This is a genomic window from Rhodococcus sp. IEGM 27, from assembly GCF_033142305.1.
Taxonomy (GTDB): Bacteria; Actinomycetota; Actinomycetes; order Mycobacteriales; family Mycobacteriaceae; genus Rhodococcus_F; species Rhodococcus_F oxybenzonivorans.
On the sequence record NZ_JAWLSG010000002.1, the window covers coordinates 439,708 to 466,423 of the forward strand.

Consider the following 26,716-nt stretch of genomic DNA (forward strand, 5'->3'; position numbering starts at 1 on the left):
GCGAAAGACTTCGAAAACATGTTGCGTCCCTACTTCTCTCTCGTGCTGACCGCTGCGGTCGCACTGCTCGCGACCGGCTGCTCGCTGGAAGACACCACCGCCGGGAGCGACGATGCAGTGCCCGTAGTGATCGGTTACCAATCGAAGACGATCAACACGGTCACCGCCGGAACACTGTTGCGAGCCCAGGGCTACCTCGAACAGCGTCTACAAGAACTGACCGAGGAGACGGGGACGAGGTACGCCGTCGAATGGCAGGACTACGACACCGGCGCGCCGATCACCGCGCAGATGGTGGCCGAGAAGATCGACATCGGCTCGATGGGTGATTATCCCATGCTGATCAACGGCTCACGCACACAGGCGAATCCGCGATCGAAAACCGAGATCGTGTCGGTCACCGGGTACAACCCGGAGGGTGCCCTGAACATGGTGGTCGTCCCTCCGAACTCTCCCGCCACCACGCTCGCCGATCTCGCGGGCCGGAAGGTGTCTGCCAGCGTCGGTTCTGCCGGGCATGGAACCCTCGTCCGTGCGCTCGACCGCGCCGGAATCGACCCGAGCACCGGCGTCGAGGTTCTCAACCAGCAACCGCCGGTCGGATCCTCCGCCCTCGAATCCGGTCAGGTCGAGGCATTGTCACAATTCGTCGCCTGGCCCGGGCTTCTCGTGTTCCAGGACAAGGCGAAATTGCTCTACGACGGCGCCGAGCTGAACACACCCACCCTGCACGGGGTCGTCGTGCGGGAGGCCTACGCGGACGAGCACCCCGAAGTCGTCGATGCGTTCCTCCGTGCACAACTCGACGCCACGCACTTCATCCGGACCGAGCCACTCGAGGCTGCACGCATCGTCGCCGAAGACAGCGGACTGCCGCAGGAGGTGGTCTACCTGTACAACGGGCCCGGTGGCACGACGTTCGACACCACGCTCCGACCCGAACTGGTCGAAGCGCTGAAGGCAGACGTCCCGTATCTGAAATCGATCGGTGACTTCGCGGATCTCGACGTCGAGGGGTTCGTCGACGACGTGCCTCTGCGCGCGGCATTCGATGCCGAGGGGCAGAACTACGATGCCACTGTCACGACGCCCGGCAGCCCCACAGCGGTGACCGGCAACGATCCTGTGTGCGGCACACCTGCAACCGATCCGGCTCTGGCCGGGGAAGTCTGGTTCGCAGATGCGACGCAGACCCAGCCTGCGGCGAGCCCGACCTGCCTGCTCCGGGCGGTCAAACAGGCACGCGCCGAGGGTCGTGACGTCCGCAGCGCGTACGTTCCCGATGCCGAACTGGGCACCCGCTGGTTCGCGGACAAGGCGGTGTGGGTGCGCGACGGTGACACCTTCCTGCCCTTCACCACCGACGCCGCCGCCGGCCGCTACCTGCGCGCCCACCCGGCGGGAACAGTCGTCACGTACGACCGCGCTGTGGAGGAGGTTCGGCAGTGACCACCCTGCAGCCGTCGATCGTATCGATCGAATCCGAGGCCGCGGTACTGCAGCCCGATCCGGCACCGCTGCCCGCGTGGGCATCCTCGTGGCGATCCCGCCTTCTGCGCATCACGTCCGTCGTCGCCGCCATCGCAGCGTGGCAGCTGCTGACGGCCAACGACGTGCGGTTGTGGTTGCGATTCGACACCCTTCCCACCGTCACCGACGTCGTGTCCGCGTTCGGCACCCAGCTGCGCAACGACCTCTTCTACCTCGACCTGGGCCAGTCCCTGATCCGCATCCTCAGCGGGTTCGGACTCGCCACCGTGATCGGTGTGGCCGCCGGGATCGCGCTCGGCAGGTCGACGCTGTTCGCCGACGTCCTCGGACCGTTGACCGAACTGGCCCGGCCCATTCCGGCGATCGCCGTGGTTCCCGTTGCGATCCTGTTGTTTCCGAGCGACGAGGCCGGGATCGTCTTCATCACCTTCGTGGCCGCATTCTTTCCGATCATGGTCAGCACCCGGCACGCGGTCCGGGCGTTGCCCACGCTGTGGGAAGACTCGGTGCGCACCCTCGGGGGTGGGCGCTGGGATGTGCTGGCCCGGGTGGTGCTTCCGGGGATCCTGCCCGGAGTGTTCGGTGGCTTGTCGGTCGGGATCGGTGTCGCGTGGATCTGCGTCATCTCCGCGGAAATGATCTCCGGCCGCCTCGGCGTCGGCTACCGCACCTGGCAGGCCTACACGATCGTCGACTATCCCGGTGTATTCGTCGGCATGATCACCATCGGCATCCTGGGCTTCGCCACATCGGCGGCGGTGGAGTTGCTCGGCAGGCGTGTCACCCGCTGGCTGCCCCGAGGGGAGCGCGCATGACCGCCACCACGCTCGCGACCGGAATGTCACTCATACTCGACGACGTCACACTGTCGTACACCGGAGCCCCGGTCATCCGCTCGCTGTCGCTGACCGTGGTGCCGGGTGAGATCCTCGTCCTCACGGGGCCGTCCGGCTGCGGTAAATCGACAGTGCTCCGGGCTCTGGCCGGGTTGCTGCCACCCGCCGCCGGCCGGGTGGTCGCGGACGGTGAGTCGGTGGTGTCGACGTCCCGGGACAGGGCCGTGGTGTTTCAGGACAACGCTCTGCTGCCGTGGCGCAGCGTGCGCTCGAACATCGAACTTGCCCTGGCGCTTCGCGGTGAGCCGAGGAAGGGCCGCCGGGCCACTGCCGACCGCTGGATCGACGAAGTCGGTCTCACCGGGTTCGGAGACTTCCTCCCGAAGAACCTCTCCGGCGGCATGCGACAACGTGTGCAGTTGGCGCGTGGTCTCGCCGGCGCACCCCGCGCCGTGATGATGGACGAGCCGTTCGGCGCTCTCGACACGCAGACCCGCGGGGTGATGCAGCGGCTTCTCGTAGACACCTGGAGCACCCACCCCACGACGGTGGTCTTCGTGACCCACGACGTGGACGAGGCGGTCCTGCTCGGAGACCGGGTGGCGGTCCTGGGCGGAGCGGGCAGACCACTGCGGGCGCTCGTGGACATTCCCCACCCGCGCAGGCGGGAGTTCCTCGGCCACGCCGAAACCCGAGCCGCACGCGGCGAGGTACTGGCGGCGCTGGAACAGACCGATGACGCCCCGACGACGAACGATCCGGAGAACCGATGAACATCCCCGACCTTGCCGAGACCGTGCGTCTCGACTGCGATGTACTGGTCATCGGCGGTGGCACTGCCGGCACGATGGCTGCCCTGACAGCAGCCGAGAACGGCGCGAACGTCCTGCTGCTGGAAAAGGCACACGTGCGGCACTCAGGGGCCCTCGCCATGGGCATGGACGGCGTCAACAACGCGGTCATTCCCGGCAAGGCCGAACCCGAGGACTACGTCGCGGAGATCACCCGGGCCAACGACGGAATCGTCAATCAGCGCACGGTCTATCAAACCGCAACCCGCGGCTTCGCCATGGTGCAGCGCCTCGAGAAGTACGGAGTGAAGTTCGAGAAGGACGAGTACGGGGAGTACGCGGTGCGGCGCGTGCATCGCTCCGGTTCCTATGTGCTGCCGATGCCCGAGGGTAAGGACGTGAAAAAGGCTCTGTACCGGGTGCTGCGGCAGCGGAAGATGCGGGAGAAGATCCGCATCGAGAACCGGTTGATGCCCGTTCGCGTCCTCACGGAGAACGGCCGGGCCGTCGGGGCCGCTGCGCTGAACACCCGCACGGGGGAGTTCGTGGCAGTCGGCGCGAAAGCGGTGATCCTGGCGACCGGTCCCTGCGGCCGACTGGGATTACCGGCCTCCGGATACCTGTACGGCACCTACGAGAATCCGACGAACGCCGGCGACGGCTACTCGATGGCCTACCACGCCGGCGCAGAACTCAGTGGCATCGAGTGCTTCCAGATCAATCCGCTCATCAAGGACTACAACGGGCCTGCCTGCGCCTACGTCGCCAACCCGTTCGGCGGTTATCAGGTCAACGCGCACGGTGAACGGTTCGTCGATTCCGACTACTGGTCGGGGCAGATGATGAGCGAGGTCAAGAGCGAGATCGAGTCGGCCCGTGGACCCATTTATCTCAAGGTGAGCCACCTTCCCGGGGAAACGCTCGACACCCTGGAATCGATCCTCCACACCACCGAGCGTCCCACCCGCGGCACCTTCCACGCGGGCCGCGGTCACGACTACCGCAGTCACGACATCGAGATGCACATTTCCGAGATCGGACTCTGCAGCGGGCATTCCGCGTCCGGAGTGTGGGTGGACGAGCACGGCGCCACCACCGTTCCCGGGTTGTACGCCGCAGGCGACCTCGCCTGCGTTCCGCACAATTACATGATCGGCGCGTTCGTCTACGGCGACCTCGCCGGGGCACACGCGACCGGCACGCTGCCCGGAATCCCAGCGCCCACCCTGCTGCCCGAAGACCAGTTGAAGGAGGCGCACGAGCTGATCTACCGGCCGCTGCGCAACCCCGACGGGCCCCCGCAGCCGCAGGTGGAATACAAGTTGCGCCGATTCGTCAACGATTACGTCGCGCCGCCGAAGACGGCCACCAAGCTGTCCATTGCCGTGGAAACTTTCGAACGGATGGAGCGCGAGATCGCCGAGATGGGCGCCACCACCCCGCACGAGTTGATGCGCTGCGCGGAGGTCACGTTCATCCGTGACTGCGCCGAGATGGCCTCCCGCAGTTCCCTCACCAGAACCGAGAGCCGCTGGGGGCTCTACCATGAGCGCGCCGACCTACCGGAGTCGAGCGACGAGGAATGGGGGTATCACCTGAACTTGCGTCGCGGGGCGGACGGGGAGATGGAATTCTTCAAGAGGCCGGTCGCACCGTACTTCGTTTCGGTTCCGGGCCTCGATTCCCTTCCGCCGCAGGACCAGACGGTGATCGCGGTGACTCAGCCGCCGCTGGTCGGAGGACGCGCGCCGGTCGAGGAGCGTTCACGTATCGCCGCGCCGGTCCGGCAGGAACCGTCGTCGCCCGCCCTCGTCGCGCTGCTCGGCCTCGATGCACCCAGCATCGACGAGCTGGAGCCGTACCTCCGAAATAACGACCCCCAGGTCCGGGTGACCGCACTGTCCGTGCTGACCGAGGGAACGCCCGACGGCTTCACGGGAGCACTCTTCGCGGCGCTCGCCGACGAAGCCGTCACCGTTCGCCGCGCCGCCGCCGAAGGGTTGCGCGAACTGGTCGAGGTGCTCACCTCTGCCGCTGGGCTGGAGGCGCATCTGGAGTCGGGTGACGCCGTGGTCCGGGCCGCGGTGATCGACGTGCTGCGCGCACTGCACGCGGGGTCGGCGGAGCAGTTCCTGACGGCGCTGTCCGACTCCGATCACCACGTTCGGATCGAAGCGGTGCGAGGCCTGGTGTCGCTGGACAAGTGGGAGTCGGTGGCGTCGGGGGCACACGACGAGAACCGGGAAGTGCGGATCACCGTGGCGCACGGGCTCGCCACCATCGGTCTCGGTGGACTCGACGCAGTGCGAGAGTTGGCCGGTGACCGCGACCCGCTGGTGCGTGCAGCGGCACTGACGGCATTCGCCGGATTGGGGTGCCGCGACGACGATGTCGCCCTCGTCGTCACGGCACTGCGCGAATCCGCCTGGCAGATACGGCAGGGGGCAGCACGCGGACTGGCCGGAGCGGACCCGGGCATTGCCGTGCCCGCTCTCGCGGAAACATTGGAGGATCCGCACCTCGATGTGCGGAAGGCAGCCGTGCTCTCACTCGGACGGTGGGCCGGCGATCGGACTGCGGCTCAGGCTTTGACCGAGGCCCTGGGCGACACCGATGCCGACGTACGGGCCTACGCCCGGCAGGCGTTGAGCGCGGCGGACAGCGTCCCGGTCGCCTGACACAGGTAGGGGCGAAGGACGCCGTGGTGTCCTTCGCCCCCACCAGGAAATCAGACGCTTGCGACGCCCGGCGCCAGGAACCGCTTCCCGTTGACTGCCTCGGAGGTGCCGGTGCGGTCCAGGTACGGCGTGATGCCACCGTTCCAGAAACCGAACCCGCCGCCCAGGATCAGGCAGAGGTCGATGTCCTCGGCCGCGGCGACGACACCCTCGTCGAGCATGATCTGGATCTCTTCGGCGAACGCGCGACGAGTGCGCTCGAGAACCTCTTCGGACGTGGACGCCTTGTCGCCCTGCTTCCACAATTCGGCGACCTCGGGGTCGACGACCTGCTTGCCGTCGGCGCCGTAGCTCCACACCGCGGGCTTCTTGGCCTCGACCAAGGCCTCGAGCCCGGGGGAGTTGTGGAACCGCTCGGGGTACGCCTCGGCGAGCGTCTCGCCGGTGTGCAGCGCGACCGCCGGTCCGACGAGTGCGAGCAGCGTGAAGGGCGTCATCGGCATGCCCAGTTCGGCGATGGCGTTGTCGGCCACCTCGAACGGGGTGCCCTCGTCCACCGCGTTCATCACCTCACCGAGGGTGCGGATCAGAAGCCGGTTGAAGACGAAGCCGGGCAGGTCGGCGGAACCGACGGCCGACTTCTTCAGCGCCTTCGCGGTCGCGAATGCCGTTGCCAGAGTGGCGTCGTCGGTCTTCTCACCCTTGATCACCTCGAGAAGCGGGAGGATCGCAACAGGATTGAAGAAGTGGAAGCCGACGACCCGCTCGGGATGCTTCAGGTCCGCGGCCATCTTGGTGATCGACAGCGAAGACGTGTTGGTCGCCAGGATCGTCTCGGGAGCGATGTACTCCTCGAGTTCCGCGAAGATCTTCTTCTTCAGATCGAGATTTTCGAACACGGCCTCGATCACGAAGTCGGTCTTCGCGAAGGCGGACTTGTCCAGCGATCCCGATACCAGGCCCTTGAGGCGGTTCGCGGCGTCGGGAGACAGCCGCCCCTTGCCCTGGAGCTTGTCGATCTCACCGTGGACGTAGCCGACACCCTTGTCGATGCGCTCCTGGTCGATGTCGGTGAGGATCACCGGAACCTTCAGCTGCCGCACGAACAGCATGGCGAGCTGGCTGGCCATCAGGCCGGCACCGACGATGCCGACGCCGGTGACCTTGCGTGCGAGGGACTTGTCCGGCGCACCCGCGGGACGCTTCGCCCGCTTGTTCACCAGGTCGAATGCGTACAGCCCGGCGCGGAGCTCGTCCGCCAGCAGAAGGTCGGCGAGAGCTTCGTCTTCGGCGGCGAAACCCTTGTCCAGCGACGCCGGATCGGTGAGGTCGGTGTTGCGAGCCAATTCCAGCAGCTCGACGGCCTTGACCGGTCCGGGAGCGTTGTTCTTCGTCTTGCCTTCGACGATGGCCTTCGCGCGCGAGATTGCCTCGTCCCAGCCCTGACCCCGATCGATCTCGGGACGGGACGGAGTGATCTCACCCGCGAGAACCTGTGCCGCCCAGGCGAAGGACTGCTCGAGGAAGTCGGCCGAACCGAACACGGCATCGACGACACCGAGCTCGAGAGCCTTCTTCGGGTTGAGAGTTTTGTTCTGGTTCAGCGCATTCTCGACGACGACGGTCACCGCGTTCGAGGGCCCGATCAGGTTGGGCAGCAACTGCGTTCCACCCCAGCCGGGGACCAGACCGAGGAACGTCTCGGGCAGACCCAGCGCGCCGGCGCTCTCGGATGCCGTGCGGTAGTGGCTGTGCAGCGCGACCTCGAGACCGCCGCCGAGCGCGACCCCGTTGACGAAGGCGAAAGTCGGCACGGAGGACTCACGCAGGCGACGGAACACCCTGTGACCCAACCGGCCGAGCTCGAGCGCCTGCTCGCGGTCGGTAATGCTCGGGACGCCCTTGAGGTCGGCGCCGGCAGCGAAGATGAACGGCTTGCCGGTGATCGCGACCGCAACCGGGTTCGCCGCGAAGGCCTCGTCCAGGGCTGCGTCGAGGGCAGCGAGGCCGCCCGGGCCGAACGACGACGGCTTGGTGTGGTCGAAACCGTTGTCGAGCGTGATCAGGGCGACCGGACCCTCGATGCCCGGGACTGCCACGATCTTGGTGTACGCGTTCGTCACGACCTCGTCGGCGAATGCTGTGGTGATAGAAGTCATTTACTTCGCTCCGTCGAAAATCGGGTTCTCCCAGATCACCGTTCCACCCATGCCCAGACCGATGCACATCGTGGTCAGGCCGTAGCGGACGTCGGGACGCTGGGCGAACTGGCGGGAAAGCTGAGTCATCAGGCGCACGCCGGAGGACGCGAGCGGGTGACCGCAGGCGATGGCGCCACCCCACTGGTTGACCCGCGGATCGTCGTCGGCGATGCCGTAGTGCTCGAGGAATGCGAGCACCTGCACGGCAAATGCCTCGTTGATCTCGAACAGGCCGATGTCCTCGATCTTCAGACCGGTACGGGCGAGCAGCTTCTCAGTGGCAGGGACGGGGCCGATGCCCATCACGGCGGGGTCGACACCCTGAAACGCGAATCCGACCATGCGCATGCCGATCGGCAGTCCGAGCTCGTGTGCCGTGTCCTCACCCGCGAGGATCGCCGCCGTGGCGCCGTCGTTGAGACCGGCGGCGTTGCCGGCGGTGATGCGGCCCGCCGGACGGAACGGAGTCTTCAGCTTGGCGAGGTCTTCGATCGTGGTGCCTGGGCGCGGCGGCTCGTCCTCGGTGGCGAGTCCCCACCCCGCGGCGGAGCGGGTGGCCACCGGAACGAGGGTGTCGGCGATGAAGCCGGCCTTCTTGGCGGCGTCGTACTTGTTCTGGCTGGCGACGGCGTACGCGTCGGTGCGGTCCTTGGTGATGCTGGGGAACCGGTCGTGCAGGTTCTCGGCGGTGTTGCCCATCACCAGGGCACTGGGGTCGACGAGGCGGTCGGCGAGGAATCGCGGGTTCGGGTCGGCGCCCTCACCCATCGGGTGGTGACCCATGTGCTCGACGCCTCCGGCGATCACCACGTCGTACTGGCCGAAACCGATGCCGGACGCGGTGGTGGTGACCGACGTCATGGCGCCGGCGCACATTCGGTCGATCGCGAAACCGGGAACCGTTTCGGGCAGGCCGGCGAGGATGCCTGCGGTGCGGCCGATGGTCAGACCCTGATCACCGGTCTGCGTGGTCGCGGCGATGGCGACCTCGTCGATCCGCGCGGGATCGAGCTGCGGATTGCGGCGGAGTAGTTCACGAATGGTTTTGACGACGAGGTCGTCTGCCCGGGTCTCGGCGTACATGCCCTTGGGACCGGCCTTGCCGAACGGGGTCCGGATCCCGTCGACGAACACGACGTTGCGTTGCGATGTGGTGGATGGAGCCACGCGAATTCCTCCTGATGGAGCAGTCTGGTGCCGGATCACGGCCAAGCGTCCGGCCTCGGGCACAGACTACCCCTATCGTTACTCGCGGGTAACTTAATGGGTGCTTCATCAGGATTTTGCCCGTAGAACCAGGCGATCGTGCCGGTCAGGCGCTGGGCGGCTCGTCGCCGGGGGTCGCCGACAGTGCCGCGCCGAGCACCGGCACCGTCAACTCCCGCTGCCACGGACGCGCGCCACCCGCTGCGAGGATGCGGTCGACGGCTGCACCGACGTCCCCGTCCACGGGCGGCGTCCAGTCCCAGCACAGTCGGCGCACGAGATCCGGGGTCAGCAAATTCTCGACCGGAACCGACACCTCCTCACCGAGAGTGGCCAGCGCAGCACGAGCCGCCGTCAGCCGGTCGGCAGCTGCCGGGTCGTGCCGCGCCCACCGGCTCGGCGGAGGTGGTCCCGTGAAGGGCTGAGTCTTGGGTGGCAACTCGGCGTCCGGCAACGCCCGCGCCTCCTCCAGCGCCGCCAACCAGATTCGCGTGTGCCGCCGCTGACGCGGGCCGCCGAACACCGGAAGGGCGCGCAGAGTGTCGATGCTCCGCGGACTCTTCACCGACGCCTCGATGATCGCGGAGTCGGGCAGCACCCGGCTGGGGGAGACGTCACGAGTGCGGGCAAGGTCCTCCCTCGCCTGCCAGAGGGAGCGCGCCGCGGCGAGCTGGCGTTGCGTCTTCAACGTCGTGATGTGTGAGGTTCGACGCCAGCGGTCGGGCTTGGGCTTCGGCGGACCGGCCAGCCGGATGTGCTCGAACTCCTGCGCCGCCCACTCGGTCTTACCCTGCTTCTCGAGTTCCGCGGCCATGACCTCGCGCAACTCGATGAGAACCTCCACGTCGAGTGCGGCGTAATTCAGCCACGAGTTGGGAAGAGGCCGCTTCGACCAATCCGCGGCACCGTGCCCCTTTCTCAGCTCGAGGCCCAAGGTCCGCTCCACGATGGCGGCAAGTCCCACCCGCTCGAAGCCCGCGAGACGACCGGCGAGTTCGGTGTCGAACAAGGCCGCCGGTGCCAGCCCCAGCTCGGCCAGCCCCGGCAGATCCTGATCAGCGGAATGCAGAATCCACTCCAGCGGATTGATCGCCTCCGCGAGCGGTGCGAGGTCGGCCGCCGTCGGAATCGGATCGAGCAGCACCGTCCCCGCGCCTTCCCGGCGCAGCTGCACCAGATACGCCCGAGCCGAATACCGGAAACCGGAAGCACGTTCGGCGTCCACAGCCAAAGGCCCGGTGCCCTCACCCAAGGCGGCAGCCGCCTTCGCCACGCCCTCCGCCGTGGTCACCACCTGCGGCACCCCATCGCGTGGGGCAAGAAGCGGCACCACCTGCCGGGCGGTCTGCTCGTCGGCAACAGTGGACGAGGTCTCGTCGGTGACAGTGGACGAGGTCTCGTCGGTGACAGTGGACGAGGTCTCGTCGGTGACTTCGGACATGAGACCTGACTCTACGTCGCCGCCCGATTCCCGCAGCGATTCGGCGGTGTCAGGCACGGGTGGCCGCGGCCTTGGCGAGTTCGTCCAGAGCGTCGGGGAAGGCGTCGGCAAGGTCCCAGAGCTGTGGAGCGAGCTCCGGGCAACTCATCAAGCCGATGTCGAGTTGCCCGTTCAGGGACATCACCGTCACATTGAGGCCGGCCCCGTGGAAAATCGGTCCCATCGGATACATCGCCTTGATCAGGGCGCCCAGGAAGTAGAGCGGATCTGTTGGTCCCGGCACGTTCGAGATCACCAGGTTGTGCACGACGGGATGGCGTTCGGCGAGTCCGAGTGTCGAGTACAGGCGCATGGCGGCTCCGAATACCGACTGCCCGATGAACTGGGACCAGTCCTGCAGGAGGGTCGCGCCCAACGTCTCGTTGTGCTCTTTCGACGTGGAGTTGTGTTCGGCGATGGCGAGCAGTCGTTCCACCGGATCCTCGATATCGCTGCCCAGTTCGGTGAACATCCCGCTCACCTGATTGGTTCCGGGCCGGTCCGACTTGCCGCGCACCGACACCGGCACGATGGCGACGAGCGACTTGTCGGGTAGTTCCCGACGCATATCGAGGTAGGTCCGCAGTGCCCCCGAGCAGAGGGCGAGGACCACGTCGTTCACCTTGACCCCGAAGGCGTTCTTCACCTGTTTGACGAGGTCGAAATCGAGCTGGGTGAAGGCAATGGTGCGGTGGCTGGTCAGCGTGCCGTTGAGCGAAGTTCGGGGCGCGGTGAACGGCGCGGGCATTGCGTCGCCACGCCGTGCACGGTCGATCCAGCGGGGGAGCAGGCCGACGCTCCGGGGAATGATCTGCAACAGCTTCACCGGCCGTGACGCGACGGACAGCAATCCACCGACGGCGATCTCGAGTGAGCTGGCGTCGCCGGCGCCCTGGGCGGAGTCTGTGGGATCGGGCCTCGGCGAATCTGGTTCGAGGCCGCACAGCTGGGCGATCATGCTCGCGCCGGTAACTCCGTCGACTCCTGCGTGATGCATCTTGGACATGACCGCGACGGACCCGTCCTCCAAGCCCTCGATGACCCACATCTCCCACAGTGGTCGTGCGCGATCGAGCGGCTGCCCCGCGATGTTTCCGCACAATTCGGCAAGCTCCTCCCGTCCGCCGGGGGCCGGAACGGCCACCCGGTGGCAGTGCCGGTCGATGTCGAAATCGGCGTCGTCGACCCAGACGGGGTGATCCAGATTGAAGCGGGAATCCTGCAGCTTCCGCCGGAACGACGGGATGGCTTCGGTCCGGATGCCGAGTTCCTCCTTCAACCGGCCGTAGCTGTAGCCGCCGGGGACCGTCGACGTATCGAGCACGATGAGCCCGCAGACGTGGAGGAGCTGCGTCGAGGTTTCGAGGTACAGGAAGGAGGCATCGAGCCCGCTGAGTCGCTGCATCTTCAAATAGTAGAACACGTTCTAGTAATTGGTCCATGGAAAGGAGAGAATGCGAGATGGGCGGCCTCCGGGGCGTGAAGGAGGTGCGCAGTCATCTGTTCAGCTCGGTGCTCGGTCGCACCTGGCGTCGATCTATAGAACATGTTCTACGATGTCGGGATGACTCGAGGCTTCGTTCTCCGGCACGGCGTGGGGGCGGCGCTCGCCGCCAATGCGCTGCGTCCCCTGCCCGGCGCACCGACGTCGGTCTTCGCCTTCTTTTCCGGATGGCTGACAACCGAATTGGCGCCGCACCTCCTCGCGGCGACTGCTGCGGACACGGCCGTCCACGTCGCGCGACACGGAATTCGTTCCCGCACCGACCGCATCGGGGTCGCACTCGCAATCGCCTCGATGAGCGGACTGGCCGCCGCGATCGCCACCGGCCGTGGAGCAGGTGAGGAAGCCGAAAGCGCGCTGGTCGAGGCGCTCGGCGAAAACTACACCGATCGCGACGACGCCATCGAACGTTCGGGACGGCCGGTATGGCGTCAGCTGCTCAATCCGTTCCGGATGGCCAACGAAGACGTCACGCGCATCCGCAACCTCGCGTACGGCCCGGGCGGTCGTCGTGCGCAACTTGACATCTACCACCACAAGGACCGCCCGGCGAGCAGCCCGATCCTGCTGCAGATCCACGGCGGCGGGTGGGTCATCGGCAACAAGGACCAGCAGGGTCTGCCGCTGATGTTCGAGATGGCGTCGCGCGGATGGGTGTGCGTGGCGGTGAACTATCCGCTCTCGCCGCGGGCCAAGTGGCCCGAACACCTCGTCGCGATCAAGCAGGCGCTGGCCTGGATGAGGAAGAATATCGAGAACTACGGCGGCAACCCCGACTTCATCTCTGTCACGGGTGGGTCCGCAGGCGGTCACCTGGCTGCCATGGTGGGTCTCACCGCCAACGACCCGCGGTTTCAGCCCGGTTTCGAGGACGCCGACACTTCCGTACACGCGTGCGTCCCGTATTACGGCGTCTACGACATCGCCGGTGACTCGGGAATCAGGGCCGTCCTTCAGCGTGTCCATTCCGGACTGATGCCGTTGATCCTCGGCAGGCACGCCACCTTCCCAGACGACTACCGGGCCGCGTCACCCTTGGCACAGGTGCGGGCCGACGCTCCGCCGTTCTTCGTCATACACGGCGCGAGCGACTCCCTGGTGCCGGTCGCGGAGGCACGGTTCTTCGTCGACGAGTTACGCAAGGTGTCCCGCAATCCAGTCGCCTACGCCGAACTGCGGGGAGCCCAGCACGCCTTCGACGTCTTCCCGTCGATTCGCAGCATTTCGGTGACCCAGGCGGTCGGGCGATTCCTGGAATGGTCGCGCAGCGCCACCACCGACGTTCCGGCGGCTGAGGAACCGGCGTAGCGGCTAATCGCCGTTCTGGGTCTTGATCTGCGCGACACCGGCCGGTGGCAGGCCCGCGGCGTAAGCCAGCACCTCGCAGAACGCCTCGACGTGGGCCGCCAGTTCGACGGACGTCGCGGTCCACGACGCGCGGAGTTCCAATTGGTGTGCGTGTGGTGGTCCGGCGATGTCGCCATAGCGGACGGACGTGGTGGCGGTGACCGTGCCACCGAGCGCAGTGAGTGGTTCCGACCGCGACTCGAGGGCATCGACGAGCCAGCTCCACGCGACCTCGGGAAGCAGCGGGTCCGCCGCGACAGCGGCATCGAGGTCGGCCTGGATGTAGGCGACCAGCCGCATCGTGCCGTTCCAGGCCTCGTCGCCCTCCGGGTCGTAGAGGAGGATCAGCCGGCCGAACGCGTCGCCCTCGCTCTGTTCGGCAACGACACCGGTGTCCTCGTGCACGACTTCCGCGCCGACGGCGTAGCTGAACGGCGCCAGTCGCTGAGGGGGCCGGATGGGGCCCAGCTCGATGTCCGCACGAACCTGCGCGGAGTTCATCGCGTCGACGGCGGCGCGGAACTCGGCGGGTTCGGCGCGCGATCCCGAAGTCGTCACAGCTCGGGACGTTAGACCCGGACGTTCGCATCTCGTCGGAGGCGCGCCGAGCAGGGCCGATCGGCGACGGCGCGAGGACATGGCAGCATGAGAGCTGCCGAAATACGAGCCGGCAGAGAGCGTGAGGACCGATGAGCGGGTTGGAAAGCACGAATGCAGGCATGGCCGAGCGGGCCACGTTCACCTCGAGGAGGGTGCTTCCCGACGCACCGTTCCTCGCGGCCGCGAACGGTCGCACGCCGAGCCACCGTCCCGTCTGGTTCATGCGGCAGGCGGGGCGCTCGCTGCCCGAGTACCGCAAGATCAGGGCGGGCATCGGAATGCTCGAGTCGTGCTTCGACCCTGCGCTGGTCAGTGAGATCACCATGCAGCCGGTGCGCCGCCACGGTGTCGATGCCGCGATTCTCTTCTCCGACATCGTCGTGCCGCTCAAAGCGGCCGGTATCGACCTGGACATCGTGGCGGGGACGGGGCCCGTGGTAGCCAACCCGGTTCGATCGATCGGGGACGTGGCAGCTCTGCCACGGCTCGTCCCCGAGGAGGTGGGCGCGGTGGCCGAGGCAGTCCGGCTGCTCACGGTCGAACTCGGCACGACCCCGTTGATCGGCTTCGCGGGTGCCCCCTTCACTCTCGCGTCGTATCTGGTCGAGGGCGGCCCCAGCCGCAACCACGAGCGCACCAAGGCGCTCATGCACTCCGACCCGAAGACGTGGCACGCACTACTGAGCACCCTGGCCGACACCACGATCACGTTCCTGCAGGCCCAGTTGCGCGCCGGGGTGGACGCGGTCCAGCTGTTCGACTCGTGGGCGGGCGCACTGTCACTGGCGGAGTACCGCGAGTTCGTCCTGCCCCACTCGGAACGAGTGTTCGCCGCGATTCAGAGCGCCGGAGTTCCGCGAATCCACTTCGGTGTGGGTACCGGCGAACTGCTCGGTGCGATGGGGGAAGCGGGTGCCGACGTGGTAGGCGTCGACTGGCGGATTCCCCTGGACGTCGCGGCCCGTCGCGTCGGCCCGGGTAAGGCGCTGCAGGGCAACCTGGATCCTTCCGTGCTGTTCGCCGGACCGGCGGCCGTCGAGAAGCAGGTCCGCCGGATCGTGGCGGAGGCCGATGCTGCGATGGCATCCGGGACGACCGGTCACATCTTCAACCTCGGTCACGGCGTTCTGCCCGACACCGACCCGGGAGTCCTCACCGCCGTCGTCGAGTTGGTGCACTCGCTGTGACGGTGTCGTCGCCGAATGTGCTCGTGGTCGGCGGCGGCATCTCCGGCCTGGTCGCGGCGTACCGCCTGCGTCAGCAATTGGGCGACGGAGCGCGCATCACCCTCGCGGAGGGTGCCGGGCGACTCGGCGGCAAGCTGCGCACGGACTTACTGGCGGGGGAGCCCCTCGATCTGGGGGCGGAGGCCTTCATCGCACGACGCCCTGAGGTGCCTGCGCTACTGACCGAATTGGGCCTGACCGAGCAACTTGTGCATCCGGCGGGCCTGCGTCCGCTCATCTGGTCCCAGGATTCGCTGCACCCGTTGCCGCAGAACACGCTGATGGGCATCCCCGCCCGGCCCGAAGATCTCGCCGGACTGGTCGACCACGGGACACTCGCCCGGATCGGAGAGGAGTCGGAGCTGCCCCTGCGCTGGGTTCCCGGCTCCGACGTCGCGGTGGGTTCGCTGGTGGGCGAGCGGTTCGGGGAGCAGGTCGTGTGGCGCTCGGTCGATCCGCTGCTCGGAGGCGTGTATTCGGGTCTTGCGGACACGATCGGAGTGCGGGCCGCCCTGCCCACCCTTGCCGCCGCCCTCGATCGCGGAGCGGCAAGCCTGTCTGCCGCCGTGGCGGCGGCGCTTCCTCCGCCCTCCGCCGGGCCGGTCTTCGGGGCATTGCGCGACGGCTACGGCGTTCTCCTCGACGCGCTCGCAGCCGCCGCACACGCGCACGTCGTCCACGAACAGATACGGACCATCACCCGCGAGTCCGGCGGCTGGTCGGCCGATCCGGTCGGCCTCGTGGACGGCATCGTCCTCGCCGTACCCGCACCGCAACTCGCGGACCTGCTCGCCGCGATCGCGCCTGGTGCGGCTGCGGCCGCCGGGCGCATTCCCCTCGCCTCCTCTGCTGTTGTGGCGTTGGCTCTTCCCGCCGCGGCGGACCTACCGCAGAACTCGGGAATCCTCGTCGCAGCCGACGCGTCGCTCGCGGCCAAGGCCTTCACGCTGTCCAGCCGGAAATGGCCCCATCTCGCCGGTCGGGACGTGGCAGTGGTCCGCGCGTCGTTCGGCAGGTTCGGTGACGCCGGCATCGTCGATGCGCCCGACGCGGATCTCGTCGCGGCGGCGCGACGCGACCTCGGTACGGTCACCGGAGTAACGGACGAACCGGTGGCGGCGCGGGTCCAGCGGTGGTACGGCGGATTGCCGCAGTACGGCCCCGGGCACCTCGACCGGGTGGCCGAGATCGAGCGCGACATCGCAGGTCTGGACGGTGTCGAGGTGTCCGGCGCGTTGCTCCACGGGGTGGGTGTTCCCGCCTGTGTCGCCTCTGCGACGACGGCGGCTACACGCCTCGCCGAGCGAGTGGCACGATAGACCCATGGCACGCCTCGACTTCGACGCATTGAACTCTGAAATCCGCTACCTGATGTTCTCCGTGTTCCAGGTGGAACCCGGTGTCCTCGGGGACGACCGGGAAGCTGTGATCAAGGAGGCTCGGATCTTCTTCGAGGCTCAGGCGGAGAAGGGGGTCGTCGTCCGCGGACTCTACGACGTGGCCGGTCTTCGCGCCGATGCGGACTTCATGATCTGGACCCATTCGCCGAGCATCGAGGCGCTGCAGGCCACGTACTCCGACTTCCGGCGCACCACCGCGCTCGGGCGGGCGAGCGCACCCGTGTGGAGCAATGTGGCCTGCCACCGCCCTGCCGAGTTCAACAAGAGCCACATCCCCGCCTTCCTTGCGGGGGAGGACCCGGGCAACTACATCTGCGTGTACCCGTTCGTGCGGTCCTACGAGTGGTACCTCCTGCCGGACGAGGAGCGCCGCAAGATGCTCGCCGACCACGGCATGGCCGCCCGCGCCTACAAGGACGTCCGCGCCAACACCGTGCCCTCGTTCGCGTTGGGGGACTACGAGTGGATCCTCGCGTTCGAGGCGCCCGAGCTGTACCGCATCGTCGATCTCATGCGCGATCTCCGGGCCACCGAGGCACGCCTGCACGTCCGGGAGGAAGTACCGTTCTTCACCGGTCCCCGGGTGGATGTGGAGAAGCTCGTCACGGCTCTTCCGTGATCCACCGCACCATCCATGAGTGACGTCGACGAGGCGGACCGCGGGGTCCGCTACCAGCACATGTCCCATTGGGGGATGTTCGAGGCCGAGGTGTCGGACGGCGAGGTCGTCGCGGTTCACCCGTATTCGGGTGACTCGGACCCGTCGCCGGCGCTGGGCAACATCGCCGGTTCGGTTCGCAACAAGGCGCGCATCACCGGCCCTGCCGTGCGGCGCGGCTGGCTCGAGAACGGACCCGGCCCCAGCAGTGCCCGCGGCTCGGACGAGTTCGTGTCCGTCGACTGGGAAGAGCTGACGGAGCGCCTTTCCGGTGAACTGCGCCGAGTGATCGACACGTACGGCAACAGCGCGATCTTCGGCGGCTCCTACGGATGGGCCAGCGCCGGACGGTTCCACCACGCGCAAAGCCAGGTGCACCGGTTCCTCAACTCGCTCGGTGGCTACACACGGTCCGTCCACAGTTACTCACTCGGTGCGACGGGCGTGATCATGCCCCGCGTCGTCGGTACGCACTGGAAGTTGTTCGCGCGGTCGACGTCCTGGAAGGTCATCGCCGAGCACACCGAACTTCTGGTGTGCTTCGGCGGTGTCCCGCTGAAGAACACCGGAGTGAACCACGGCGGCACGAGCGACCACCCGACACGAGGCGCGCTGGACGCGCTCCGGCGTCGCGGTGGCCGCATCGTGTCCTTCAGTCCGCTGCGTGACGACCTCCACGGCGCCGCGGAACGGCACGCACCCGTCCCCGGCACCGATGTCGCCATCATGCTCGCCCTCGCCTACGTTCTGGCGACGGAAGGCCTGCGCGACACGGCGTTCCTGGCAAGCCATTGCGTCGGTTACGACCGTTTCGAGGAGTACCTACTCGGACGTTCCGACGGAGTGCCCAAATCGCCGGCGTGGGCGGAGCAGATTTCGGGAATCGCCGCAGACGAACTGGTGGTACTGGCACGACGGATGGCGGCGAGCCGGACCATGGTGACCGTCACGTGGTCGTTGCAGCGCGTGCGGCACGGGGAGCAGGCGCCGTGGATGGGCGTCACTCTTGCCGCGATGCTCGGACAGGTCGGTTTGCCCGGCGGGGGCTTCGGCCATGGTTACGGTTCGATGAACGAGCCGGGGCTCGCACCCGTGCCGTACCCCCTGCCCACCCTGCCGCAGGGACTCAACCCGGTCCCGGACTTCATCCCGGTGGCGGCGGTCTCGGACATGCTCCTGAATCCGGGAGCACCCTTCGACTACGACGGTCAGCGGCTGACCTATCCGGATATCCGAATGCTGTACTGGGCTGGGGGAAACCCGTTCCACCACCATCAGGATCTCGGCCGGCTCAGGCGGGCCCTGGCACGCCCCGAGACGATCGTGGTCCACGAGCCGTACTGGACCCCGATGGCACGGCACGCCGACATCGTGGTGCCGTCCACCACGTCGCTCGAGCGGGACGACATCAGCTGCACCCGCAACGACCCGCTGCTCGTCGCCATGCACGCCGCGGTGTGCCCGTACGCCGATGCCCAGGACGATTACGACACATTCAGCGCACTCGCCCGCAGGCTGGGCGTCGGCGAGAAGTTCACCGAAGGACGCTCGTCGCAGCAATGGCTCGAGCATCTCTACGAACAATGGCGCGGATTCGTTCGGGCGGACGGCGGCCCGGCGCCGAGCTTCGACGACTTCTGGACAAACGGGCAGGTGCGGATGCGCACCGAAGACGACCTCGTGCTGTTCGGCGATTTCCGTGCCGACCCGGCCACGTACCCACTCGCGACACCCAGCGGTCGCATCGAGATCTTCTCGGCAGACATCGACAGCTTCGGTTACGCGGACTGCGCCGGCCATCCACGCTGGTACGAGCCGGAGGAATGGCTCGGTGGCGATCGAGCACAGCAGTATCCACTGCACCTGATCGCCAATCAGCCGCGGAGTCGGCTGCACAGCCAACTCGATCACGGCGCGACCAGCCGGGAATCGAAGATCAAGGGCCGCGAACCGCTCCGGATCCACCCCGACGATGCCGCGGCTCGCGGCATCGTCGCCGGTGACGTCGTCCGGGTCTACAACGATCGCGGCTCCTGCCTCGCCGGTGTCGTGGTGGACGACGGTGTCCGGCGAGGCGTGGTGCAGTTGTCGACGGGCGCCTGGTACGACCCGCTCGACCCCACCGACCCGGAGTCGCTGTGCGTGCACGGCAACCCGAACGTGTTGACCGCGGACGTGGGCAGTTCTTCACTGTCCCGCGGCTGCACGGGCCAGCACGTGCTGGTGCAGATCGAACGCTATCTGGACGAGCTGCCGCCGATTCGCGCCTTCGACCCGCCGACGATCACTTCTCGGTCGGCTCGAGGACCAGCGAAATGGAGTTGATGCAGTAACGCTGGTCGGTCGGGGTGGGGTAGCCCTCGCCTTCGAAGACGTGACCGAGATGGCTGTGGCACGTCTTACAGATGACCTCGACGCGGCGCATACCCAGCGACGTGTCCTCGCGGAGAATGACGGCATCGGAATCGGCGGGGTCGAAGAACGACGGCCACCCGCAATGGGATTCGAATTTCTCGGTACTGCGGAACAACTCCGCGCCACATGCCCGGCAGTGGTACACACCCTCGGTTGTCGTGTCGGTGTATTCACCCACGTAGGGACGTTCGGTTCCGGCCTGCCGCAGTACCGCGTATTCCTCGGGCGTCAGCTTCTCCCGCCATTCACTGTCGGAGAGGACGACCTTCGGTGCGGACTGAGTGGGATCCTTCTGCTGCGAACTCATGGCTCCACGCTAATACGTTTCGCGTTCGCGGGTCCGCAGCGCCCGGCGAGTCGGCTACGACTTGGCGACAGCCGACTCCGTTTCCGGTTCCGGTTCCGGTTCCGGTTCGAGCTCGGGTTCCGTCGACGGGGTCTTCGGGCGAGGTTCGAGGAGGAACCCCGGATCTATGCCTTGGTCCAGCCGACCCTCACGCTTGGCGGTGACGTAACGGACTGCGAGCACCCCGAAAATGACGATCAACAGCAGACTCCACCCGAGGGTGGTCTTCATGTATTCGGCGGTGCGGCCCGCCTCGACGAACCGTCCCGACAGCCAACTGTCGTAACTGAGGAACCCGTACACCGCCAGCCACGCGGGCCAATTTCGCATCACCGAGTTCTTCAGTACCACTGACATGACGAGCGGGAACAGCATCATCGAGTAGTACATCTGGCCCAGCGAACCGAGCAGCCAGGACGCGGTCAGCAGGACACCGGACGTGGTCACCACGAAGAACAGTTCGTCATGCCGGTAATAGCGGTACAGCAGCCAGAGCGACCCCGCCACCAGTGCGGCGAAGATTCCACGGAGCGTGAAGATCATCCACGTCGGGAGACCGTAGTACCTGCCGTTGCCCACGATCGCGCTGTTGAAGTAGTCGCGCGACTCCATCAGATACGGAACGGTGTGGTGAACGAAGTCCATCGGATCCGCCGACAGCGGCCACGCTACGGCGGTGAGGACGAGGGGGATGCCGAGGGCGGTGACGAACACTTTCCACTGCCCGCGGACGAGAGGAAGTAAGAGAAGTGGCGCCAGGATCGGTTTCACCGCGAACGTCAGGCCGATGGCGACGCCGGACCACATGTCCCGTCGCTTCATGAGCAGCACCAGGAACGCAATCTCCCCGAGCAGCACCAGACCGTTGATGTTGGTGAAGACCAGCGTGTTCGTGACGGTTTCCGACGAAAACGTCGCGAAGAGGAGGATCGGGGCGGCGATCGAGTTCAGACCCAGGCCGAACAACCGCAGCAGCAGGTACAACGCGATGACGATGGCAATCGTGTTGGCCAGGATGAACAGCCACCGCGACTTCTCGGGGTCGATGATCGCGATCGGTGCCATCAGCAGCGTTCCGGACGGCGGATACAAGTAGTGCGGGTCCACCCAGTCGAAATTGGCGGTGTAGACGGGGCGGCGGTTGAGGAACGCCAGGGCGGCGTTGTAGACCGGCCGGAAGTCGTCGGTGATGTAGCCGTTGACCGCCTTGACAACCACTCGATGCAGCACGGTCATGACGGCGATCGGCCACAACGCGAAGTTGATGACCTCGTGAGGAGTCCGCCCGGTGCGCGGTTCGAGATGTCGAAGGAACACCACGGCACGGTACACCGGCTAGCCGTGACATGCGGTCACGCACCCCCTGCGGGTGTCGGGCCCGGTCACCGGCTAGGCGGGGCAGGCGCTGCCGTCGGGGGGCAGTGTTCCGTCGGCGAGATACGAGACGATGGCCTTCTGCGCGCAGTCCGAGTGGGTGGCCGGGTGACCCCGGCCGTGCCACGTCAGGGTGGCGGTGGTGGCGCCCGCGCTGCCCACTGCCCCGGTGACGGTGCCGACGCCGGCGTTACCGACGACGGGGTCGGCCGCGCCGCTGAGCACGAGCACGGGCATCGCGAGGTCACCGGGGAGCGCGGGCGGTGCGGTCGCAGGCCACGACGTGCACAACAGGAGGCCGACGGCCGCATCGGGGCCGAACAAAGGGAAGTGTTCACCCCACACGCGCTGGAGTTCGCGTACGCGATCCGGGGCAGGCCACTGCTGCCCGTCCGTGCATCGGGTGATGAACTGGCCGTCGGATTCGTAGGCCGCCTCCGCCTGCGCTGCGAGGGCCAGAAGCGGCGCGGTGTTGCCGGCGGTCGCGGCCGACACGGCGTCGGACAATATGCGTACCCGGCCCTGCTGGTCGCCTCCGGCTGTGCCCAGTACTCCCGAGATCGCCGTGAGTAGCGCGTTCGACGACACCCCGGGGATCCGACCGGCCGCGGCCGCGGCCACGGCTGCGGTGACCGCCGCTCGCGGGTCGGGGCCGAGGGAACAGTTCAGTGCGGTGCACTGCCGGGCGAAGGCGTCGAACGCCGCTTCCTGCCCGGCCACCTGCTGCTCGGTGGCGGTCGCGGCGTCCACGGTGGTCACCGCGGGGGAGTCGAGGACGAGCCGGCCGACCCGTCCCGGGTATTCGGCGGCGTAGCTCAATGCAACGGCGCTCCCGTTTCCGGTGGCCAGTATCCCGAGGGAGTCGACCTCCCACGTGCGGCGCAGCTGTTCGATGTCATCTGCGGCGTGGGTGCTGTCGAAGGCGAGTTCTTGCGGTTGCAGATAATCGGTGCAGGCGATGGTGGCATCTCGCCCGAGAGCGGCCACCTTGTCGACCTGGTCGCCGGCACCCGGATCGAATTGTGCGAGGTCGGCCAGCCTGCGCCGAAGGTCGGAGGTCGGCGGCGAAAGGCATTCGATTTTCTGTGACGACGCGATTCCGCGGCGATCGACGGCGACAACCGGACGCGTCGAGAGCAAAGTCGCCAACCCTCCCGTACTCAGCGCGGCGAGCGTCGACGTCGACGACCGGTCCGACCCGGACGTCAGGACGAGGGGGGCGGCGTTTGCCGGGGTGTCCGCGAGTCGCGCCCGCATCGCGCCCATGGTGAACGATCCGGGAAGGACTCCGCTCTCGTCGACGGCCGACTCGTACGACGCGCACTCGAAGATCAGACCCGAAGGCGCCACCACTCCGGGGCCCAGCGTCTCGAGGGTGCCCGGGGTGCAGTCCGTCCACGTGAGGTCCGTCTTCGGAACCTGCAACTGGGGCGGGGGAGCGTCGGCGTTCTCGGACTCGGTCGGGGTGGGTTCGCTGCCGCCGCCCTCGCGTTCGACGGCGACGTGCGGCCGGTTCGACGGTCCGGCTCCACACGCACTGCACACCACGAGAACCAGTGCGAGCAACCCCAATCTGCGCATGCCGGACAGCCTGCCAGGTTCCTTCACGGGCGGGGAAGCCGCACCCAGCGTGTCAGAACCGTGCCGTCGGTGTCGGCGAGGACGTGCGCAGGTGTCATCGAGACCGTGGCGACGTGGGGGGAGGTGGCGATGCGCCCGGCGGTTCCCCCCACCAGGACGGGTGCCGTGGTGAGGCAGAGTTCGTCGACGAGGTAGTCGGCCACGAGCTGTCCGAACAGGCTCGGCCCGCCCTCACAGAGAATTCTGCGCAGTCCCAGTCCCTCCACTGCGGCGATCACCTCAGGGCCTGTGATCTCTGAACCGCCCGTGCGAACGACGTGAGCACCGGCCTCGGCGAGGGCAGCCACCCGAACCGGATCGGCGGCGGCGCAGGTGATCACGATGGGCGCCACCTCGGTATCGGTGAACAGTCGGGCGTCGGCGTCGAGGTGTGCCCGTGCCGACACGACCGCAATCGGCGGGACGGCGGACAATCCCGATGCGATACGGCGTTGCCTGCCGTCCGCGTCGATTCGCACGCCACCGTAGTTTTCGGCGCGGACGGTTCCGGCTCCCACCAGGACGACGTCGGCCGCCTCCCGAAGGGTGTCGAACACCTTCTTGTCGGCGGGCGTTCCGAGTGTTCCGCTCACACCACCGACAGAGACGGCTCCGTCGATGCTGCACACGAAATTCGCCCGCACCCACGGTCGCGGCATCTCCACCGGGTACGCATACAGCTCACGCAAGGCGTCCCCGGTCAATTCACCGGCATCCGTCCCCGGCTGCGCTGAGTCCGATGTGAGGTAGGTCGCAATATGCACACGCTGCATGTTAGTGATCACAACACGTGGATACCCTGCTTGTATGCATGCACGTCTTGTCGATCGCAGCCCCGTGGTGCCGGCTGATCAGTTGGTCGCTCAAATGGTGCCCCCGGCCATGTTCGACGAGGTGAGCTTCGCGTCGTACATCCCCGACCCCGCCGAGCCCAGCCAGGCCGTGGCCGTTCAGAAGGCCGAGGAGTTCTCGAAGAAGGTCGGCAAGATCCGCAGCGGCGGCCGACGTGGCCTCTTCGGGAAGAAGACGCCGTCCACCGGTGCCGGTCTCTACCTCGACGGTGGGTTCGGCGTCGGCAAAACCCACCTGCTCGCATCGATCTACCACAGCGTCCCGTCGCCGAAGGCATTCGGCACCTTCGTCGAGCTGACCCACGTGGTCGGCGCGCTGGGGTTCAACAAGGCGGTCGAGCAGCTTTCCGACCACAGTGTCCTCTGCATCGACGAGTTCGAACTCGACGATCCGGGTGACACCATGCTCGTGTCCCGGTTGCTGTCCGAGCTGTCCGCGCGTGGTGTGTCCATCGTCGCGACGTCGAACACCCTTCCCGGCCAGCTCGGTGAGGGCCGCTTCGCAGCGCAGGACTTCCTGCGGGAGATCAAGAAACTGGGCTCGATCTTCGAGACCATCCGGGTGGATGGCCCCGACTACCGGCACCGCGACCTGCCGCCGGCGCCCGACCCGATCTCCTCGGAGGAGCTCCTCGAGCGTGCCGACGCCATCCCCGGTGCCACACTCGACGACTTCGATGCGCTGTGTGCCCACCTGAGCACCCTGCACCCGTCGCGATACAACAAGCTGGTCGAGGGCATCCCGGCAGTGTTCCTGGACGGTGTCCATCCGGCCGACGACCAGTCGGTGGCTCTGCGGCTCGTGGTTCTCGCGGACCGCCTGTACGACGCCAGCATCCCCGTGACGGTGGCGGGCGCGAAGCTCGACTCCATCTTCACGCCCGAGATGCTCGCCGGCGGGTATCGCAAGAAGTATCTCCGCGCCACCTCACGGCTCCTCGCGTTGTCGCGCTTCGAGGTAGCCGCGAACTGAGCCGGCAGGCTCAGAGGGCCCGCTGCATCACGAAATCGTGGTGTAGCTGCGACCCGACCAGGAAGGTCTTCGTCCCGACGGTCTCGAAGCCGTGCTTCTCGTAGAAACGCTGGGCGCGCAGGTTCTCCTGATTGACTCCGAGCCACAGTCCCGCACAATCCCCGGCAACGGCGCGCTCGACGATGGCGTTCATCAGCGCGGACGCGACTCCGGTGCCGTGATTGCCCGGCAGCACATACAGCTTGCTGATCTCGGTGACGGGACGCAGTGACACGCTCCGGGCCACCTCGGGATCTGCAGGTTCTCCGTCGATCAACATTGCATAGCCGACGATGGCGCCTTCGTGGGTCACCTTGAGCACGGTGCGGCGCGGGTCTGTGAGGTACTCGGAAAATCGTTCCGCCGACAGCACATCATCGATGAAGGTGGCGATGTCGTCCTGGGTGGCGCCGGGTGGGCAGGCGAGCGGAAACGTCGCCGCCGCTACGTCGGCGATCGCCTCGGAGTCCCAAATCCCCGCGGAATTTATTTCGACCGTCACCGTTCAGTCACCGCGTCTTTCCTGTTCTTCACCATTATGTGCGTACTGTCCCGTAGCTGCGTCCTCACCGCAATCTGCCACGCCCTGTGCGGCGTGTGAAACCGACCGTATGCGATGCTTCGTTGTCGACTGCGCAGAGTCCGGCGCAAGGAGAAAATGACAGCCCGAATCGGTGACCGTCCGGGAATTCTGTTCGACGGAGGTGACCCGGAACAAGACTGAGCCCCAGCCTTGGATGGGGGGTCATGGCTGGGGCTCATTGCCATCGGGGGGGTGGATGGCACGTTCGACGATACATGAGGATTTCCTCACGTTCCAGGCTCGTGGATAACAATTTCGTCACCGGGAAGATATGCGGCCGGATTCCCGATGAGGTAGCAGGTTGTCCTTCGGGACGATCCTCGCCTAGAGTGTCTTCCCATGCAGCGCATTCTCGTAGTTCTCCGCCGTAGCGGGGTCTGATACGGACCGACCCCTCGCTGCGGGTCGTTGAGCTACGCGTTGGTCCTCCCGTCACTTTCAGGAAGACCACGAGAATGATCACCTCCACTTCGTTTGCCGCAACTTGTCGCACGTCGAGCAGCGCCGCCGATCCCTTCGCGACACGTCACGGAAAGCCGCTCCCCCGCGAATTCGCGGACGAGGCAGCCGGGATGAGCTGGACCGTGTTCGAGAGCCTGTATGCGCCGATGTCCGGCCCGTTCCGTCTCGGTCGGTGGTCCGAAAAGAAAGCCGCCCCGGGCCTGTGGGTCTTCGAGGCGACCTTGGGTATCGGAGAATCGATCTGCACGATGAGCGCACTCGCGCCGGGCCCGGTGTCCGCGATGACGTCGATGCTCTACGACGCCGGATGTTCGATCGAGATCCTCGCCTTCCACCAGCATCGAATCGGGCACCGCACGGCAACCTTCCTGAGGTGCGAGGCGGGGGGAGTGCGACTGTGGACGATGGGAATCGGTGAATCCGACACCGAGTCGGCGCTGCGCGCGATGATTTCCGGCGCAAACAGGGTGCACTCGGCGTGACAGACAGCGGTTCGGCCCCGGTCGTATGACCGGGGCCGAACCGCTGGGAATGTCTTTTCGGATGAACCGAAGAGATGGTGCGCGATACTGGGATTGAACCAGTGACCTCTTCCGTGTCAGGGAAGCGCTCTCCCGCTGAGCTAATCGCGCGAG

The 26,716-nt window shown here is 66.9% G+C and carries 21 protein-coding genes and 1 tRNA gene; 11 read left to right on the forward strand and 11 right to left on the reverse strand.

All coding sequences use genetic code 11. The features are described 5' to 3' along the window. The first annotated feature begins 18 nt into the window (after positions 1-18). From R4P95_RS08465 to R4P95_RS08480, 4 genes are read left to right on the forward strand one after another with little or no spacing between them, the layout of a single operon-like run. On the forward strand, positions 19-1,449 hold the full coding sequence (locus R4P95_RS08465) for an ABC transporter substrate-binding protein (protein WP_317746593.1): 1,431 nt from the start codon (positions 19-21) through the stop codon (positions 1,447-1,449). Continuing rightward, the gene (locus R4P95_RS08470) at positions 1,446-2,306 is read left to right on the forward strand and encodes an ABC transporter permease (protein ID WP_213571787.1); all 861 of its coding nucleotides are present in this window, start codon (positions 1,446-1,448) and stop codon (positions 2,304-2,306) included. Before R4P95_RS08465 ends, R4P95_RS08470 begins: the two co-directional genes overlap by 4 nt. Beyond that, positions 2,303-3,100, forward strand: a complete 798-nt coding sequence (locus tag R4P95_RS08475) for an ABC transporter ATP-binding protein (protein ID WP_317746595.1) — start codon at positions 2,303-2,305, stop codon at positions 3,098-3,100. Before R4P95_RS08470 ends, R4P95_RS08475 begins: the two co-directional genes overlap by 4 nt. Continuing rightward, positions 3,097-5,796, forward strand: a complete 2,700-nt coding sequence (locus R4P95_RS08480; RefSeq protein ID WP_317746596.1) for a fumarate reductase/succinate dehydrogenase flavoprotein subunit — start codon at positions 3,097-3,099, stop codon at positions 5,794-5,796. The genes R4P95_RS08475 and R4P95_RS08480 overlap by 4 nt, the downstream gene beginning before the upstream one ends. A 50-nt stretch (positions 5,797-5,846) precedes the next feature. Here the strand turns inward: R4P95_RS08480 and R4P95_RS08485 are convergent, their stop codons facing one another. The 4 genes from R4P95_RS08485 to R4P95_RS08500 all read right to left on the reverse strand — a co-directional run bounded on the left by R4P95_RS08485 (position 5,847) and on the right by R4P95_RS08500 (position 12,088). Next, on the reverse strand, positions 5,847-7,955 hold the full coding sequence (locus R4P95_RS08485; RefSeq protein WP_317746597.1) for a 3-hydroxyacyl-CoA dehydrogenase NAD-binding domain-containing protein: 2,109 nt from the start codon (positions 7,953-7,955) through the stop codon (positions 5,847-5,849). Further along, positions 7,956-9,164, reverse strand: coding sequence for a thiolase family protein (locus R4P95_RS08490; protein ID WP_109330614.1), 1,209 nt, complete (start codon positions 9,162-9,164; stop codon positions 7,956-7,958). A gap of 145 nt (positions 9,165-9,309) precedes the next feature. Further along, complete coding sequence (locus R4P95_RS08495; protein WP_317746598.1) at positions 9,310-10,644, reverse strand: ribonuclease D; 1,335 nt, start codon at positions 10,642-10,644, stop codon at positions 9,310-9,312. 49 nt (positions 10,645-10,693) lie between these two features. After that, the gene (locus R4P95_RS08500) at positions 10,694-12,088 is read right to left on the reverse strand and encodes a WS/DGAT/MGAT family O-acyltransferase (RefSeq protein WP_213571792.1); all 1,395 of its coding nucleotides are present in this window, start codon (positions 12,086-12,088) and stop codon (positions 10,694-10,696) included. Between the two features lie 159 nt (positions 12,089-12,247). Between R4P95_RS08500 and R4P95_RS08505 the strand changes: the two genes are divergently transcribed. After that, the gene (locus tag R4P95_RS08505) at positions 12,248-13,495 is read left to right on the forward strand and encodes an alpha/beta hydrolase (protein WP_317746599.1); all 1,248 of its coding nucleotides are present in this window, start codon (positions 12,248-12,250) and stop codon (positions 13,493-13,495) included. Positions 13,496-13,498: 3 nt separating this feature from the next. Here the strand turns inward: R4P95_RS08505 and R4P95_RS08510 are convergent, their stop codons facing one another. Then, positions 13,499-14,092 (reverse strand): DUF3000 domain-containing protein, encoded by a 594-nt coding sequence (locus R4P95_RS08510; RefSeq protein ID WP_317746600.1) that lies wholly within the window; start codon positions 14,090-14,092, stop codon positions 13,499-13,501. Positions 14,093-14,253: 161 nt separating this feature from the next. Here R4P95_RS08510 and hemE point away from each other — a divergent pair, with 161 nt between their 5' ends. The 4 genes from hemE to R4P95_RS08530 are packed head-to-tail and all read left to right on the forward strand — an operon-like array spanning position 14,254 to position 19,743. Continuing rightward, positions 14,254-15,321: a uroporphyrinogen decarboxylase gene (gene hemE / locus R4P95_RS08515; protein WP_317746629.1), complete on the forward strand. Its 1,068-nt coding sequence runs from the start codon at positions 14,254-14,256 to the stop codon at positions 15,319-15,321. Then, positions 15,318-16,679, forward strand: coding sequence for a protoporphyrinogen oxidase (locus tag R4P95_RS08520; RefSeq protein WP_317746601.1), 1,362 nt, complete (start codon positions 15,318-15,320; stop codon positions 16,677-16,679). The genes hemE and R4P95_RS08520 overlap by 4 nt, the downstream gene beginning before the upstream one ends. A gap of 4 nt (positions 16,680-16,683) precedes the next feature. Then, a complete protein-coding gene (gene hemQ / locus R4P95_RS08525; protein ID WP_109330606.1) occupies positions 16,684-17,379 on the forward strand; it encodes a hydrogen peroxide-dependent heme synthase in 696 nt (231 codons plus the stop codon). 15 nt (positions 17,380-17,394) lie between these two features. Then, positions 17,395-19,743: a molybdopterin-dependent oxidoreductase gene (locus tag R4P95_RS08530; RefSeq protein ID WP_317746602.1), complete on the forward strand. Its 2,349-nt coding sequence runs from the start codon at positions 17,395-17,397 to the stop codon at positions 19,741-19,743. On the opposite strand, the gene msrB is transcribed toward R4P95_RS08530, so the two are convergent. The 4 genes from msrB to R4P95_RS08550 form a co-directional block, all read right to left on the reverse strand. Then, on the reverse strand, positions 19,703-20,140 hold the full coding sequence (msrB, locus tag R4P95_RS08535; RefSeq protein ID WP_109330604.1) for a peptide-methionine (R)-S-oxide reductase MsrB: 438 nt from the start codon (positions 20,138-20,140) through the stop codon (positions 19,703-19,705). The two genes, R4P95_RS08530 and msrB, sit on opposite strands and share 41 nt — an antisense overlap. A 54-nt stretch (positions 20,141-20,194) precedes the next feature. After that, the gene (locus R4P95_RS08540; RefSeq protein WP_317746603.1) at positions 20,195-21,496 is read right to left on the reverse strand and encodes a glycosyltransferase family 87 protein; all 1,302 of its coding nucleotides are present in this window, start codon (positions 21,494-21,496) and stop codon (positions 20,195-20,197) included. A 72-nt stretch (positions 21,497-21,568) separates the two neighbouring features. Further along, positions 21,569-23,134 carry an alpha/beta hydrolase gene (locus R4P95_RS08545; RefSeq protein WP_213571796.1) on the reverse strand — a complete coding sequence of 522 codons (1,566 nt, stop codon included), beginning with the start codon at positions 23,132-23,134 and terminating at the stop codon, positions 21,569-21,571. A gap of 23 nt (positions 23,135-23,157) precedes the next feature. Beyond that, positions 23,158-23,946, reverse strand: coding sequence for a pyrimidine reductase family protein (locus tag R4P95_RS08550; protein ID WP_317746604.1), 789 nt, complete (start codon positions 23,944-23,946; stop codon positions 23,158-23,160). A 34-nt stretch (positions 23,947-23,980) separates the two neighbouring features. On the opposite strand from R4P95_RS08550, the gene zapE reads away from it, so the two are divergent. Continuing rightward, positions 23,981-24,997, forward strand: coding sequence for a cell division protein ZapE (gene zapE / locus R4P95_RS08555; RefSeq protein WP_109330598.1), 1,017 nt, complete (start codon positions 23,981-23,983; stop codon positions 24,995-24,997). A 10-nt stretch (positions 24,998-25,007) separates the two neighbouring features. Here zapE and R4P95_RS08560 read toward each other — a convergent pair whose 3' ends face one another. After that, positions 25,008-25,538, reverse strand: coding sequence for a GNAT family N-acetyltransferase (locus R4P95_RS08560; RefSeq protein WP_109330596.1), 531 nt, complete (start codon positions 25,536-25,538; stop codon positions 25,008-25,010). A gap of 536 nt (positions 25,539-26,074) precedes the next feature. On the opposite strand from R4P95_RS08560, the gene R4P95_RS08565 reads away from it, so the two are divergent. After that, complete coding sequence (locus R4P95_RS08565) at positions 26,075-26,563, forward strand: 2-isopropylmalate synthase (RefSeq protein WP_213571798.1); 489 nt, start codon at positions 26,075-26,077, stop codon at positions 26,561-26,563. 75 nt (positions 26,564-26,638) lie between these two features. On the opposite strand, the gene R4P95_RS08570 is transcribed toward R4P95_RS08565, so the two are convergent. Beyond that, positions 26,639-26,713, reverse strand: a tRNA-Val gene (locus tag R4P95_RS08570). Between the last annotated feature and the right edge of the window lie 3 nt (positions 26,714-26,716).